This is a genomic window from Pontibacter chitinilyticus, assembly GCF_039748935.1.
GTDB classification, from domain to species: Bacteria; Bacteroidota; Bacteroidia; order Cytophagales; family Hymenobacteraceae; genus Pontibacter; species Pontibacter chitinilyticus.
Genome location: NZ_JBDIZJ010000001.1, coordinates 343,228 through 357,433 on the forward strand (window position 1 = coordinate 343,228; position 14,206 = coordinate 357,433).

Below are 14,206 nucleotides of genomic sequence, written 5' to 3' on the forward strand. Positions count from 1 at the left end.
GTATCACCTTTTCTTATGAAGATCTATCGCGTTTTTTTCGGCTTGTGTGCTTTAGTACTGGCATTGTTCACCTACTGGCAGTTTAATGATCCTGATGCTGCCTTTTGGGGAAGTATGTACGGTGTAGCCGCTGTGCTGGCAGGTATGGCAGCTTTCGGTAAGTTTTCGGTACCGCTACTGTTGGCAGAAGCTATTTACTGCCTGTTTGGGTTCGTATATAAATATCCGAGTTCAGTATCTACCTGGGTAAAGGAGGAGTGGATGCAGAAAGATCTCTCGATGAAAACGTATTCCATGGAGCAAGCCCGCGAATCGTTTGGCATGCTGATCGTAGCGGTAGTGATGCTGCTGGCTGTAGCCGCCGCCTATTATGAAAATCGGAAAGCCGCTGCATCTTCCGGCTTTAGAACGGCAGATAAAACAAGAGCAGTAGCGCGATAGCTACTGCTCTTGTTTTCTTTTATACTTATATAGTTTCTAGCGTTCCTGTTGCTGCAGCTGCGCCTTTGCCGGCATCAGGTGCGACAGGATAACAGTGAACACATCGGTAGCGGCCAGCTCCTGCGGTAATTGCGCCGGCTGCTTGCTGTAGAGTACCGGCCATTCGCCTTTATCTTCCGGCACGCGCCCATGTGAGCCTTTCACCAGTTCCGCGTTTAGCGGAATGATGTCCATCACCATCCGGAAACCCAGCTTTTTCTTCAGCACCTTGCCCGCCACCAGCGGCACCAGAAACTTGATATCCGGGTTGGTGAACATCTCTACCGGATCGTAACCGGGCTTTTTATGGATGTCAACCATACGCGCATAGTCCGGGGCTTTGGCATCATCCAGCCAGAAGTAATAGGTAAACCAGGCATTTTTTTCAGCGATAGCCACTAGTTCGCCGCAACGCTCGTGTGCCAGGTTATACTTGTTGCGCTCGTCACCTTCCAGCACCTCCTGCACGCCGTGTACCTGCTGCAGCAGCTGTTTTACTTCCTGTATCTTGCTCTTGTCGTTCACATAGATGTGTGCTACCTGATGGTCGGCCACGGCAAAGGCTTTGCTTGCGCCGGCATCCAGTAGCTCTGTGCCACGCTCTACCCGCACCGCAATGTAGTCATGCTCGCGCAGCACGCGGTTCAGATGCACCGGATGGTCTACATCCGAAATACCATACTCCGACAGCAGGATGACATGGGCGCCTTTGGCTTCGTAAAACCGGATCAGGTCGCCACAAACGGCATCTATTTCCTGCAGGTCTTTGGCGATGCGCTTATCGCTCGGGCCCAGGCGCTGCAGGTTGTAGTCGAGGTGGGGCAGATAGATGAGTGTGAGCGTCGGGTCGTAGAGATCATCCGTAATTTTAGAGGCATCGGCAATCCACTTACTCGATTTGATAGATGTTTTCGGGCCCCAATAGCTGAACAGCGGAAAGGTGCCCAGTTTTTCCTGCAGCGTATCGCGCAGGCTGGCAGGGTGCGTGTAGCAATCGGGTAGCTTACGGCCATCGGCCAGGTACTGCGGGCGCGGCGTCAGGGAGTAATCAGCAGCGGAGTACATGTTATACCACCAGCACATGTTGGCACACGTAAAGGTCGGGTCGGCGGCTTTGGCTACTTCCCAGACTTTTTCGGCCTGAATCAGGCTGTTGGACTGCCGCCAGAATTTTACTTCGTGCTCCTCACGGAAGTACCAGCCATTGCCTACAATACCATGCTCCTCGGGCATTTTGCCGGTGAGGTAAGTGGCCTGCGCTGCACAGGTAACAGCAGGCACTACCGGATGCACTACGGCGCCTCTGGCTTCTGCTGTCCATTTGGTTAAAAAGGGCGTGTGCTCGCCCAGCAGCGAGTTCGTGAGGCCAACAACGTCAATTACGACTGTTTTCTGCATAGTTGCTATGGTTTATCGTTTGCAGCACCCACGCCAGCTCCCGCCGGATGGATTCGTGCAACTCTTTTTTCAGTTCTTGCGGGAGCACCTCCCAGGTATAGGTTTCCACCTCCAGGTGATTGGTAACATGGTATTGCTTTAGCAGCGCCAGTACCTGCTCAATATCACTTTGCGTGGATTGCAGCCCGTTGTAGGCCGCCGTAAACAGCGGCACATGAAAGTGTGTGCGCCACTCACGGGCTTCTGGTTTATGAAGCTGTTGCAGGGCCTGCGGCAGATCAGTGTAATGCGTCAGCTGGTTGTTCTCGCCGCGCTCTACCACCTGGTGCAGGTATGTTGATTCAACAAAGGAAGACAATTGTTTGGCGATGGCGCTTCGCTCTTCCACACGTGTCGGTAGTATAACCTTCAGGGCCGCGCTCAGTTGAATTTTGCCGATGCGGATGCCGGCTTCCTGCAGCTGTGCAAACACCACGGCCGGCTCCTCATAAGCCAGTGCAAAATGGCATACATCGTAGCAAAGCTGGATGTGCGTGCGAATGGCCTCCGCAGCCTCCTCTTTCGAAATGCCTGTAGCTGTTAATTTTTTGATTCCCACCGGCAGCAGCCACTCATTGAAATAGGCAATCACTTCCGCCGTGTTCTCCAGCAGCCCATCCGGCTCCGGCTCAATGTCAATGTGAATCGTTTTGCCTGTCGCGGCTTTGATCTTTCGCAGCTCCTCTACCACCTGTACCAGATGCTCTGTGGAAGTCCGGAATGTGCTTTGAAGTGCTTCCTCCTCCTGGTGCCAGGGCTTATAGGAGAGGGGGGAGGTGGATATGCCCCCATCAATCCCTCTCGGAAGTATGGCCGCCAGAATATGAGCCAGCCGTAGGGTATAGTCCACGCGATCGGTGGTGGTCCAGTCTGGTTTGTGTACGGCATCTTTTACCACCTCATGGTGAAAGCCGCCGTAGGGGAAACCATTCATCGTATACACGTACAGGCCGTTGTCGCTCAGCCATGCTTTAAAAACAGCCAGTTGGTCGCCCTGCAGCAACTCCCGGCTGGCCAGGTCGGAGAGGCGCAGGCCAATACCGAAAGGCTTACCAGGATTCAGACTTTGCCGGAGGCGCGGCAGGTAGTCTTGCAGGTTTCGGAAAACCTCCTCCCAGCTTTCACCGGGATGAATGTTGGTGCAGTAGCTTAAATGATAGCCGTGATCAATATACATAATTTGTCTTCTCAGAAGTTTGTTTTCTCGGAGTCCTGCGGTAGCTATGGCGTGGCAGGAGTGGTATAAATTAGCAGCGTATTGGAGCAGCTAAATTGAACGACGCTTCAGGGTAATGTGTCGCACCGGGGCATACAGCCGGAGTACTGTCAGCACAGATCCGGAAAGCTGTTTCAACTTCCTCCCGGCTACATTTTCAGGTCTTTCATATAAGGAGGTTGCTTTCGCACCGTTCAGCAGCTATACTTCCTGCTTCCGTTTTTACTAGGCAACTCGTGCCGAGGCATTGGTTTGACGCTGCTTTTGCCGTTCCTGTAGCAGGGCCACGGCTTCAGTTACCAACGCTTCGTCCATGTGGTGTACTTCCACGCCTTCGCCTATTTTGTTCAGCAGCATGATCGTCAGCTGACCACCCAGATGCTCCCGGAACTCAGTCAGGCCATTAAGTATGATTAAGCGCTCCGAATCTTCTGCCACTTGCGACAGTTCCGGTACATACAACGTAAAGCCTAAATCCGTCAGCAGGTCCAGCACATCATCACATGCCTCCCTGTCAAGCAAGCCAGCCAGCATGGAGTATGCCACGTCCAGCGCAATGCCAATGGCCACGGCTTCTCCGTGGCGCAGGTTATAGTTGGTGAGTTGCTCCAGCTTGTGCGCCGCCCAATGGCCGAAGTCCAGCGGACGCGAGCTGCCCTTCTCAAAAGGATCGCCACCGCTGATGTGCTCCAGGTGCATTTCGGCACAACGGAAAATCTGCTCCTGCATGGCATCCATGTCTCGGGCCACCAGTTTGTCAGCATTTTGCCTGATGGAAGTATAAAAACCGGCATCTTTGATCAAGGCTACCTTTATGGCCTCGGCCATCCCAGCACGCCAGTCGCGGTCTTCCAGCGTCAGCAGGAAATCACTGTCGTTGATCACGGCAAAAGGAGGCGCGAAGGTGCCCAGGAAGTTTTTCTTGTGGAAAGCGTTCACGCTGTTCTTTACTCCCACCCCGGAATCGTTTTGCGAGAGCACCGTTGTGGGAATGCGGATAAGGCGGATTCCCCGGTGCGCAATAGCAGCCGCAAAGCCGGCCATGTCAAGTATGGCGCCTCCTCCGATAACGACCAGATAAGAGTGCCGGCAAACACCAAAATTATTCACCGCCTCCAGCAGGTCCTGCACCAGTTGCGGGTCGTTCTTTGACTCTTCGCCACCGGGCAAAACAAGCGGCGCGGCGGTTAGTGTAATGGTATCGGTATGGTGCGCGGCATAGGCTGCAATATTCTCTAGAAGCGAAGGGTGCGCTGCCGCCACACCCGCGTCCACTACAAAAAGCAGTTTGCGGGGAGCGGTGTTCCCATCCAGCCGCAGCACGTCGCGCAGCACCGGATTCTCTGGTTTAAAAAGTCCTTCTGTAAAGTAAATGCCATACTTAAAAGGCACCTGGAAGGTCTGTTGGATCGATCTCATCATGTTGAAGTAAAAGCGCCTGCAGCAGGTGTTATACGTTGTCTCTGGCGCAAAAGTGTCTTAGCATTTTTAATGGCTTACGTGACGGCGAAGCTCCTGGCTACAAAAATGGATACCGGAAGCAGCAGCAGCACCAGCAGCCCGTAGGGCCAGCCGGCAAATCCGGCAGCTATACTGGCATCCATCACAATCAGGGCCAGTATACCCGCCTTTACAGCTTTAATCACCAGCACCGGCTGTTTGGAAGGCAGCGCCTTCAGCAGCGGCGGAAATATCAGGTACGCGAACAACAGCAGGAACGGCAGGCTGTAGAGCACGTTGAAGTGCGGCAGCAGCGTCAGGCTAATGATGGCAGCAATAACAAGTGCATAGAGCAGAAGAGCTCCTTTCATGGCTTTCGGATCGCCGCCATGTACTTCGCCGCGGCTGATCATGGTAATGGCCGAGATATACACGATCGGGATCAGGCTCAGGTACCACAGTTCGCTCACCGCCAGCGGCACTGCGCTTACGCCCAGCAGCAGATTGCCTCCGCGGCAGGCGCCCATGTTCACAGGCCCAAGTATGGACTGGTGCTTGCCTTTCCAATCGTAGAGCAGCGCCAGCAGGGCCACCGCCGTTGCAAGTATAGCACTGAGCAGCGATACCTGCCAGGCAGCCAGTATGCCGCCCACCAGCAGCACGGTGCCTAAAGCCGTAGCGCCGCCCACCGTGGCTGCGCCGCTCGGGATAGGCCGTTCCGGGCGCTCTACCCGGTCCAGTTCGGCATCAAACACATCGTTAAAAACTACGCCGCCGCCATACAGCCCGATAGTGGAAAGTATGAGCCAGAACAGCGGATTTAAAAAGGTCGTAGCCGTTCCATTTGTGAGCGATGGAGCCGCCAGCAATGCACCGGAAGCCGCAAAACCAAGACAGATATCGGCAATGGCTGTGATGATGTTGGCCGGGCGCATCAGCCGCAGGTAAGCACCGGTTCGCGTCATCGTACGATATTGGAAGAAATGTCGCCGGACGTATTCACCTCACCTACTACAGGTGTCTGGCCGCCCCGCAACACAGAGTTGTCAGAGAATTTCTCGCGCTGGTCTACCTCCATGTTGTCCAGCCAATCGGACTCGTGCATCTGCCCGCTCTGGCCGAAGGCTGTTAAAGCATTCTGGTAGCACACCATGCGCACGTCCGCTTCGGAGATGCCTCTTTCCAGCATCAGCGAAGCTGTTTTCGGCACCGACAGCGGATCGCTGATGCCCCAGTCGCAGGAGCTGTTCACGATGATACGCTCCGTGCCATACTGCTTCACGATCTCCACCATGCGCTCGTTACCCATCTTGGAGTTCGGGTAAATCGTAAAAGCCGCCCAGAAGCCTCTGTCGAGCACATCTTTTACCGTTTCCTCGTTGTTGTGATCCACAATCACCATTCCCGGCGCAATGTTATGCTCCAGGCATACTTCCATACTGCGGATGGTGCCGGTTTTCTTGTCACGATGTGGGGTATGGATCTGTACCGGCATGTCGGCCTCTTTCGCCAGGTCCAGCTGCAGCCGGAAGTACTTGTCTTCAGCGGCGGTCTGATCGTCGTAGCCAATCTCACCTACGCCCACCACGCCCTCTTTGCAAATGTAGAGCGGCAGCAGTTCCATCACCTTCTCTGCCAGGGGCTCGTTATTGGCCTCTTTCGAGTTAAGACCGATGGTGCAGTAGTGGCGGATGCCGAACTGACTGGCGCGGAAACGCTCCCAGCCCACCAGGCTGCTGAAGTAGTCTTTAAAAGAGCCGGCTTCGGTGCGGGGCTGGCCCAGCCAGAAAGCAGGTTCAATCAGGGCCACAATGCCCGCTTTGCGCATACGCTCATAGTCGTCTGTGGTGCGGGAGGTCATGTGCGCGTGGGGATCTATAAATAACATGTTGTTGGTGTTCATAAAGGTTGTATAGGATAAGGTACGTTCGCGGTCAGGACTGCAGGGCCAGTGTCTGGTGGCCGATCAGGTCCCAGGTCAGCTCACCGGATTCGATTTTTTGTTTTAGTTGCGGGTGCCCCTCCAGCAAAGCTTTGGCACCGGGATGCGTGCTTTGCGAGCAGGCGAGTGCGGCCGCTTCCTGCTGCAACAGATCGGGCTGGGCAAACAGCCGCTTGATATCCTCCAGCAGGGCGTCATCTATAAAAGGCCCCACCGATCGCCACAACTCCGGCGACACCGGGCGCCCGGCTGCCCAGCGCTCATGGGCATAGTCGGAGAGAATGTGGGCAAGTTTGGCATTAGCCCGCCGGTCGATGCCTTGAATGCGGTAGAGCGGTTTGCCCACAAACAGCGTTTTCAGGACCATGTGGTTCCAGGCTTCCTCCTCCAGGTAATCGGCAGGGTAAGGGGTATCCTGCGCTACGGCTTCAAACACGTTGCCCATGTTGGTGCGGAAGCCCTCGGCCGCCCGCATTCTGAATGCTTCGGGGTAGGGCAGGAGTGGCAAAGCGGCATACAGCGCCACCAGTTCCCGCATATCGGCCGTACTAAACAACGTTTCGATACGGGCCACAAAAGCTTCTTTGTTCTCGTGCGGAAGCGCCAGCAGCAACAGCGTACGGGCCGCCTGGTCTGCCGTCCAACGTGTGGGATCAAAACCTTTGCGGATGGATTGCGCTTCGGCTGCCTGCTCGCTGCTCAGGTGAAGGGGCGCTTTGCCCACGTAACGCGGCACAGCGCTGAAGGCCAGGTACAAGTCTTTATCTGCAGCGGAAGCAGCGATCTGAGCCAGCTTCTTGTGTAGCCATTCCATAGCCTGGGGGGAGGCGCTTTGCTGTAGCAGGTGGAGTAAAAAGGATTTGGTTTGTGATAAATCTGCTTGATACATCTGAAGATCGGGCATTGTATATAATCAGTTTGGCCAACTACTAGCGTAAGTTAACAGGAAACTGCCTGAAATAGAAAAATTATCCTTAATAATTACAAAGATAGCCGCAAAAAACGCTATTCTGAGCATCCGTTGGTGCTATGATACAAGGCATTAGCTTGCACAGCCGTATACAGAAAGTTTCAGTTCCGGCGGCCCTACAGGATATGCTAAGGTATAAAATTTTGTGGTTTAAAGTTCAAACACCTGTTACGATTCCGTAGGTATAAAGTTAAGGTATAAACCGGGAATATATCGTTTTCTATATTTTACCGGAACAGCAGCCTGAGCTGGCAAGCTTATCTATAGAATACCTCCTTTAACGGCTGGCGAGGGTGGAGAACGTATTGAGCATCTCCCGGATTACCTCCACAACACTTGTCGGGTATACCCCGAGCCACAGCAGCAGCAAGGCCATGATACTGATAGCCCCCATGCTGGTGATGTATACCGGGCGTGGAAGCATTTCCTCCAGCGCTCTTTCCGGATCCGGTTGCTGGAACATCACCGCGATGATCTGGATATAGTAGTATAAACCGATGACGCTGTTGATGACCAGGATGACCATCGGCAGCCACAACTGCGTGTTGATGCCTGCTGCCAGGATATAAAACTTGCCGATAAAGCCGGCCGTGAGCGGAATACCTGCCAGCGAGAGCAGCATGGCCGTGAAAATAGTGGCCAGCCAGGGCCGTCGCCACAGCAGCCCGCGGTAGTCCTCCAGCAAGTCGGCATCGCGCGCTTCATTCGACAGAATGACGATCACGCCGAAAGCCCCGACGCTGGTGATAAAGTAGGCAACCAGGTAAAAGGAAACTGCCTCCATGCCTAGTTCGTTTCCCGCCAGAAAAGCGACCAGCAGGTAGCCCAGGTGGGCAATGGAAGAGTAGGCCAGGATGCGCTTGACGTTCTGCTGCATCAGGGCCAGCAGGTTGCCGGCAAACATGCTGGCGATAGCAATAATCGTAAAGACCAGCACCAGCACCGGATAGCGGTAGCCGTCGGCCTCTGTAAAAAAGCGGAGCAACAGGCCCAGCATACCTCCCTTAGAAACGGTGGCGATAAAAGCGGTGACGGGTGCCGGCGCTCCTTCGTACACATCGGGTGTCCACATATGAAAAGGCACAATACCGAGCTTAAAGCCAATGCCGATGATCATGAGGCCAAAGCCGGTGAGCAGCAGCAGAGGAAGCTCCTGCAGCGAATCGAGGTAGACGCCGATGCCGGCAAAGGCCATAGTGCCGGTACTGGCATAGATCAGGGCCATGCCGAAAAGCAGAAAAGCGGAGGACAGCGCCGCCAAAATCAGGTATTTAATGCCCGCCTCATCGGAGCGCTCGCGGGTGCGCAGGTAAGAGATCAACGCGTACAAGGACACGCTGAGCACCTCCAGCCCTAGAAAAAGTGAGGCAAAGTGCGTGCTGATCACCAGCACACAGGAGCCCAGCGTCGCCAGGATCAGCAGGATATAATACTCTTCTTTCCGTTCTTCGCGCTGTTCGAAATAAGCATATGAGAGCATGCTGATGACCAGCGAGATCAGCAGCATGAGCCCCATATAAAAAACCGCCAGGCCATCGAGGACGAAGAGCGGGGGAATGGAGTAGGGCAGCAGGTTCTTGAGCCAGAACAGCGAAATGGCCGCCGCCAGAAAGGATAGCGATGTGACCACAAAAATTGCCCGGTGGTTTCGCGTAAACGCGATGATCAGCATGGTAATCAGGGCCGCCGCTACAAGTATGAGCAGGGGCATGAGAAACAGAAAATCACTTGGGCGCATACGTACCTCCTTTCTGGGAATAAGTGGTTGAATCGGGTGGGGTGATGACGTGCCGTGCAGCCTGTGCAACGACCGGATGCTGCAAATTTTCCGGCTGCCGGTACGCCTGCAGTTGCTCCGTAATGGCCGGCAAAGCGGTGTTCAGCACCGGCTGTGGGTAAAGGCCCAGCCAGAGGATGAGTATAACGAGGGGCGCGGCCACCAGCAGCTCCCGCAGGTTAAGGTCGGGCAGCAGCGGTTGCTCTGGCTCCGGCAGGCCCGGCCCCAGAAATACCTTTTGCATGATGCGCAGCGAGTAAGCTGTGGCCAGCACCAGGCCGAGGGTGGCGAAAACGGTGAGCCAGCGGTTGGCCTGCCATGCGCCTACTAAGGTGAGGAATTCGGCGATGAAATTGCCCAGGCCCGGCAGGCCCAGCGAGGCCATGGCAAAGACGAGGGCCACCACACCCATTTTCGGCGTTCGGGGCCAGAAGCCGCCCATTTGCCGGATGTCGCGGGTGTGCAGGCGCTGGTACAGGAAACCGGAAATGATGAAGAGCGCGCCGGTGCTCAGGCCATGGGTGATCATCTGCATCACCACCCCTTGCAGCGCCCAGGGATTGAAGGCAAATACGCCCAGGATTACAAAACCCATGTGACTGACACTTGTATAGGCCACCAGCCGCTTCAGGTCTGTTTGGGAATACGCCAGCATGGCGCCGTACAGGATGCCGATTACACCGAGCAGCATCGCCCAGGGGGCAAATTCCTGCGCGGCTTCGGGGAAGAGCGGGAGCACGAAGCGCAGCAGGCCGTAAGCCCCGGTTTTGAGGAGCAGCCCCGCCAGAATGACGCTACCTGCCGTGGGCGCTTCGGAGTGGGCGTCGGGTAGCCAAGAATGAAACGGCACCACCGGCAGCTTTACCAGGAAGGCAGCCAGGAAGCCGAACATCAGCAGGCGCCCTGCCTCCGGGGCCAGTGGCATGTCGAGCAGCGCAAAATAGTTGAACGTATAGGTGCCGGTGGCGTTGCCATGTATAAAGTATAAACCCAGGATAGCCAGCAGCATGAGCAAGCCACTGGCCTGCGTGAAAAGGAAGAACTTATAGGCGGCATAGTTGCGGTTAGCGTGGCCCCAGATGCCGATCAGAAAGTACATCGGAATGAGCATCACCTCCCAGAAAAAGTAAAACAGGAACAGGTCCATGGTCAGGAACACGCCCGTGATGCCCGCCAGTACCCACAGCAGGTTAAAATGAAAGAAGCCGACCTTGTGCTCGATCTCACGCCAGGAAATGCCGATAGCCAGCAGGCCCAAGAAAAAGGTGAGCAGCAACATCAGCAGGCTCAGGCCATCGAGCGCCAGGCTAAAGCTCACGCCGAATTGCGGTATCCAGGGGCGGTCGAAGCGGAGAAGCCAGGAAGAGGCCAGCATACTTGCCTCCGGCTCTTCTGCCCACAGGTATAAGGTCAGTATAAAATCGGTGGCCACGGCGGCAAGGGCAATCCAACGGGGAAGGTCAGCGTGCCATTTCTGCGCGAGCCAGGCCAGCAGTCCGCCGGCCATCAGTATCACAATCAGCCAGGCCAGTATCATAGCAATAAGCTTAAAGTTAGTATGGCCACCGCGCCCATTACCACACCCATGATGTAGTTGCGCAGCACTCCGTTTTGTGTCTGGGCCAGCATCAAGTGCAGCGAGGTTGTCAGGTCAGTGAGGGAGGTATAGAAGCCGTCGATCACGTCGCGTTTGTTGAGGGTGGCCAGGAACACGTAGGGGCGCACGAGCAGCGCGTTGTACAGTGTGTCGAAGCCCCAGCCGGCATGCCAGAAGCGGTGCAGGGCTATGGCCACGCCCGAGCGCTCTATACTTGCCAGCAGCGACGGTTTGCTAATATAGAATAGATAGGCCACGTAAATACCGCTCAGGGAAACCGCCGCCGCCAGCAGCTGGAACAGCCACTCCGAGGTGGCAAGTGTCTCGTTGATGGTGACCACGGGCAGCACCGGCGCCAGAAACTCTGTGAACAGCGTGAGGTGGGCAAAGTTGTGCGGCAGCTCGATGAAGCCACCTGCCAGCGAAAGGATAGCCAGGATCACCAGCGGGATGAGGATGAGGCTGCCCGGCGGGTGGCCCACCGCTGTCCGGGCCTCCCCATAAAACGTGAGAAACACCATCCGGAAGGTATAGACGGAGGTAAGAAAGGCCCCTGCCAGCCCAGCCAGGTATAACCAGATGCTGCCGTGCTCGCCGGCCAGCTGCAGCCACAGGATTTGGTCTTTGCTGTAAAAGCCGGCCGTGATCAGCGGAACCGCCGCCAGTGAGGCTGCACCGATCAGGAAGGTCCAGAACACTACCGGCAAAGTATGGCGCAGGCCGCCCATCCGGCGCATGTCCTGCTCGTGGTGCAGCGCCAGTATGATGGCGCCGGCACAAAGGAAGAGCAGCGCCTTAAAGAAGGCATGGATCATGAAATGGAAGATGCCCGCCGACCAGGCTCCTACGCCCAGCGCCAGAAACATGTAGCCGATCTGGCTGATGGTGGAGTAGGCGAGCACGCGCTTGAGGTCGTATTGGGTGAGGGCCGAGAAGCCGGCGAGCAGCAAGGTAACAGCGCCGATTACCGCGACCGCCAGCTGCGCGGCAGGGGCTAGCTCAAACACCACGTGCATACGGGCAATGAGGTAGACGCCTGCCGTCACCATCGTGGCGGCGTGGATGAGCGCCGAAACGGGTGTGGGGCCGGCCATGGCGTCGGGGAGCCAGGTTTGCAGCGGCAACTGGCCCGACTTGCCCACCGCGCCGCCCAGCAGCAAAAACGCTACCAGCACCGCCATCTGGTTACCGGGGGACCAGGCTTGTGCTGCAGCTTCTGAAATCGTCTGGATGTGCAGCGTGCCGAACAGCTGGAAGAGCAGGAACAGCCCAATGGCCATGGCCGTGTCGCCAACGCGGGTGATGATGAAGGCTTTGCGGGCTGCATAGCCGTTGGCCGGGTTCTGATACCAAAAGCCGATCAGCAGGTAGCTGCACAGGCCCACACCTTCCCAACCCAGGTATAAAAGCAGCAGGTTGTCGGCCAGCACCAGCACCAGCATTGAGCCAACAAACAGGTTCATACAGGCAAAAAAGCGGGAGAAATCCGCATCGTCGGCCATGTAGGCGGTGGAGTAGAGGTGGATGAGAAAACCGACAAAAGTGATGACGAAGATAAACACCATGGAAAGCGCGTCGAGGTGAAAGGCCACTGCCGGGCTGAAGCCCGCCACGTCGAACCAGCGCCATACTTCCTGGTGGTAGAACGCCGGCCGCTCCGACAAAAACTGCAGGCCCAGCAGCAGCGTGAGCAGCCCCGAAATGCCGACGCTGCCCACGCCGATCAGGCTTACCAGGGCGCGGGGCAAGCGCGTGCCGAAAAGCACCAGCAGCAAAGCGCCGGCAAAGGGCAGCGCGGGAATTAACCAAAGCAGATTTTCCATTTTCGTTATCCTCTCATTTTGTTAGCGGCATCGCTGTCCAGGGTCTTAAAGCGGTGGTAGAGCTGCAGGATCAGCGCCAGCCCGACCGATACCTCGGCGGCGGCCATAGTTAGTATAAAAATGAACATCACCTGCCCGTCGGGTTGGGCCCAGTGCATACCCGCCACGATAAAGGCCAGCCCGGCAGCGTTGAGCATGATCTCCACCGACATCAGCATAAAGATGATGTTGCGGCGGATGAGCACGCTGATGAGGCCGAGCATAAACAGGATGCCCGCCACCAGCAATCCGGCTTCCATAGGGACAGGACTCATACCGCTGTGCTCCTTTCCAGAAAACGGTGCACCACTTTTTTCTTCTGCCGACCCAGGTGGTAGGCGCCCACAATGCCGGCCATCAGCAGCATGCCGCTCAGCTCCACCCCCAGCACGTAAGGCCCGAACAGCGCCAGGCCTACCAGCCGCGCATCCACGGCCTGCGGGGCAATGGCCGGCGTGCCCACCGCCGTCACCATGTAGGCCAGCTCCGCCAGCAGCACCAGGCACAGAATGGAGGGCCCCACCCACACCGAGGGCTTCAGCCATTCCCTTTCCTGCTGCTCAGCCTCCTTGTTCAGGTTCAGCATCATGATCACGAAGATGATGAGCACCACGATGGCGCCGGCATAAATGATGATTTCGAGGGCGGCCATAAAGGGCGCACCGAGGGTAAAGAAGAGGACGGCCACAGCCAGGAAGGACACCACCAGGTAGAGCAGCGCGTGCACCATGTTAAAGCGCGTGATGACCATGATGGTGGAAAGGATGGCCACAGCCGACGCAATGTAGAAGGTCAGTTCCATAGGTCAGGGGATTAAGCTTTTGATGTCCACGGGTGGGGCCTCGTTCTCTGCCTCGCCCTTGCCTTTGCCGCCAATGGCCATGCCCGCTACCTTGTAGTAGTTGTAGCCGTGGTATTTGCCCTGGCCGTTGATGAGCAGGTCCTTTTTCTCATACACCAGGTTCTGGCGGTTATACTCGCCCATCTCAAAGTCGGGGGTGAGTTGGATGGCATAGGTGGGGCAGGCCTCCTCGCAGAAGCCGCAGAAGATGCAGCGCGAGAAGTTGATGCGGAAAAACTCCGGGTAGCGCCGGCCCGTCTCGTCCTCGGTAGCCTGCAGCGCGATGCAGTCGACGGGGCAGGCGGCGGCGCAGAGGTTGCAGGCCACGCAGCGCTCGCCGCCGTCCGGGTCGCGCGTCAGCACAATGCGCCCCCGCCAGCGCGTCGGGAGGATGGGTTTCTCCTCGGGGTACAGGATGGTCTCCCGCTTGTGGAAGGCGTGCAGAAACGTGAGCCACATACTGCGCAACAAACTAAACATAGCTGCTCCTTTCGGTTTTATAGTTTACAGACGTTCACAGGTCTGGAAGACGCTGTGAGGTTAGATGTTTTTTTTATAGTTTTCTGCTGCACTTGGTCCATCTGCTGGTGCGAGCTTGCAGATCGTACCTTCTTTTTAAGCTGTTTGCGGTACGAGCTACAAGC

The 14,206-nt window shown here is 56.3% G+C and carries 13 protein-coding genes; 1 reads left to right on the plus strand and 12 read right to left on the minus strand.

Annotated features, from left to right (window positions below; translation table 11 throughout):
• Positions 1-15 precede the first annotated feature (15 nt).
• Entirely contained in the window at positions 16-441 is a 426-nt protein-coding gene (locus ABDW72_RS01435; protein ID WP_347156665.1) for a transmembrane 220 family protein, read from the plus strand.
• Between the two features lie 36 nt (positions 442-477).
• Here the strand turns inward: ABDW72_RS01435 and ABDW72_RS01440 are convergent, their stop codons facing one another.
• From ABDW72_RS01440 to nuoI, 12 genes are all read right to left on the minus strand, one after another.
• Entirely contained in the window at positions 478-1,878 is a 1,401-nt protein-coding gene (locus ABDW72_RS01440) for an alkaline phosphatase family protein (protein ID WP_347156666.1), read from the minus strand.
• Positions 1,856-3,094 (minus strand): metabolite traffic protein EboE, encoded by a 1,239-nt coding sequence (eboE, locus tag ABDW72_RS01445; RefSeq protein ID WP_347156667.1) that lies wholly within the window; start codon positions 3,092-3,094, stop codon positions 1,856-1,858. Before eboE ends, ABDW72_RS01440 begins: the two co-directional genes overlap by 23 nt.
• Before the next feature lie 264 nt (positions 3,095-3,358).
• The gene (locus ABDW72_RS01450) at positions 3,359-4,552 is read right to left on the minus strand and encodes a 3-dehydroquinate synthase (RefSeq protein ID WP_430438141.1); all 1,194 of its coding nucleotides are present in this window, start codon (positions 4,550-4,552) and stop codon (positions 3,359-3,361) included.
• A 77-nt stretch (positions 4,553-4,629) separates the two neighbouring features.
• A complete protein-coding gene (gene eboC, locus ABDW72_RS01455) occupies positions 4,630-5,538 on the minus strand; it encodes a UbiA-like protein EboC (protein ID WP_347156669.1) in 909 nt (302 codons plus the stop codon).
• Positions 5,535-6,476: a TatD family hydrolase gene (locus tag ABDW72_RS01460; protein ID WP_347156670.1), complete on the minus strand. Its 942-nt coding sequence runs from the start codon at positions 6,474-6,476 to the stop codon at positions 5,535-5,537. The genes eboC and ABDW72_RS01460 overlap by 4 nt, the downstream gene beginning before the upstream one ends.
• 31 nt (positions 6,477-6,507) lie before the next feature.
• The gene (locus ABDW72_RS01465; protein WP_488168633.1) at positions 6,508-7,419 is read right to left on the minus strand and encodes an EboA domain-containing protein; all 912 of its coding nucleotides are present in this window, start codon (positions 7,417-7,419) and stop codon (positions 6,508-6,510) included.
• A 343-nt stretch (positions 7,420-7,762) separates the two neighbouring features.
• Positions 7,763-9,223 (minus strand): NADH-quinone oxidoreductase subunit N, encoded by a 1,461-nt coding sequence (locus ABDW72_RS01470; RefSeq protein WP_347156673.1) that lies wholly within the window; start codon positions 9,221-9,223, stop codon positions 7,763-7,765.
• Positions 9,210-10,799: an NADH-quinone oxidoreductase subunit M gene (gene nuoM, locus ABDW72_RS01475; protein WP_347156674.1), complete on the minus strand. Its 1,590-nt coding sequence runs from the start codon at positions 10,797-10,799 to the stop codon at positions 9,210-9,212. The genes ABDW72_RS01470 and nuoM overlap by 14 nt, the downstream gene beginning before the upstream one ends.
• The gene (gene nuoL / locus ABDW72_RS01480; protein WP_347156676.1) at positions 10,796-12,682 is read right to left on the minus strand and encodes an NADH-quinone oxidoreductase subunit L; all 1,887 of its coding nucleotides are present in this window, start codon (positions 12,680-12,682) and stop codon (positions 10,796-10,798) included. The genes nuoM and nuoL overlap by 4 nt, the downstream gene beginning before the upstream one ends.
• 5 nt (positions 12,683-12,687) lie before the next feature.
• Positions 12,688-12,996: an NADH-quinone oxidoreductase subunit NuoK gene (gene nuoK, locus ABDW72_RS01485; RefSeq protein WP_347156677.1), complete on the minus strand. Its 309-nt coding sequence runs from the start codon at positions 12,994-12,996 to the stop codon at positions 12,688-12,690.
• Positions 12,993-13,523: an NADH-quinone oxidoreductase subunit J gene (gene nuoJ / locus ABDW72_RS01490; RefSeq protein ID WP_347156678.1), complete on the minus strand. Its 531-nt coding sequence runs from the start codon at positions 13,521-13,523 to the stop codon at positions 12,993-12,995. The genes nuoK and nuoJ overlap by 4 nt, the downstream gene beginning before the upstream one ends.
• A gap of 3 nt (positions 13,524-13,526) precedes the next feature.
• Positions 13,527-14,042 carry an NADH-quinone oxidoreductase subunit NuoI gene (gene nuoI, locus ABDW72_RS01495; protein WP_347156679.1) on the minus strand — a complete coding sequence of 172 codons (516 nt, stop codon included), beginning with the start codon at positions 14,040-14,042 and terminating at the stop codon, positions 13,527-13,529.
• Between the last annotated feature and the right edge of the window lie 164 nt (positions 14,043-14,206).

Excerpts from the sequence above, each read along its gene's own strand:
- eboE (WP_347156667.1), bottom strand. The coding sequence starts at position 3,094 with ATGTATATTGATCACGGCTATCATTTAAGCTACTGCACCAACATTCAT.
- ABDW72_RS01465 (WP_488168633.1), bottom strand. The coding sequence starts at position 7,419 with ATGCCCGATCTTCAGATGTATCAAGCAGATTTATCACAAACCAAATCC.
- ABDW72_RS01470 (WP_347156673.1), bottom strand. The coding sequence starts at position 9,223 with ATGCGCCCAAGTGATTTTCTGTTTCTCATGCCCCTGCTCATACTTGTA.
- nuoK (WP_347156677.1), bottom strand. The coding sequence starts at position 12,996 with ATGAGTCCTGTCCCTATGGAAGCCGGATTGCTGGTGGCGGGCATCCTG.
- ABDW72_RS01435 (WP_347156665.1), top strand. The coding sequence starts at position 16 with ATGAAGATCTATCGCGTTTTTTTCGGCTTGTGTGCTTTAGTACTGGCA.
- ABDW72_RS01440 (WP_347156666.1), bottom strand. The coding sequence starts at position 1,878 with ATGCAGAAAACAGTCGTAATTGACGTTGTTGGCCTCACGAACTCGCTG.
- nuoM (WP_347156674.1), bottom strand. The coding sequence starts at position 10,799 with ATGATACTGGCCTGGCTGATTGTGATACTGATGGCCGGCGGACTGCTG.
- ABDW72_RS01450 (WP_430438141.1), bottom strand. The coding sequence starts at position 4,552 with ATGAGATCGATCCAACAGACCTTCCAGGTGCCTTTTAAGTATGGCATT.
- nuoJ (WP_347156678.1), bottom strand. The coding sequence starts at position 13,523 with ATGGAACTGACCTTCTACATTGCGTCGGCTGTGGCCATCCTTTCCACC.
- eboC (WP_347156669.1), bottom strand. The coding sequence starts at position 5,538 with ATGACGCGAACCGGTGCTTACCTGCGGCTGATGCGCCCGGCCAACATC.
- ABDW72_RS01460 (WP_347156670.1), bottom strand. The coding sequence starts at position 6,476 with ATGAACACCAACAACATGTTATTTATAGATCCCCACGCGCACATGACC.
- nuoI (WP_347156679.1), bottom strand. The coding sequence starts at position 14,042 with ATGTTTAGTTTGTTGCGCAGTATGTGGCTCACGTTTCTGCACGCCTTC.
- nuoL (WP_347156676.1), bottom strand. The coding sequence starts at position 12,682 with ATGGAAAATCTGCTTTGGTTAATTCCCGCGCTGCCCTTTGCCGGCGCT.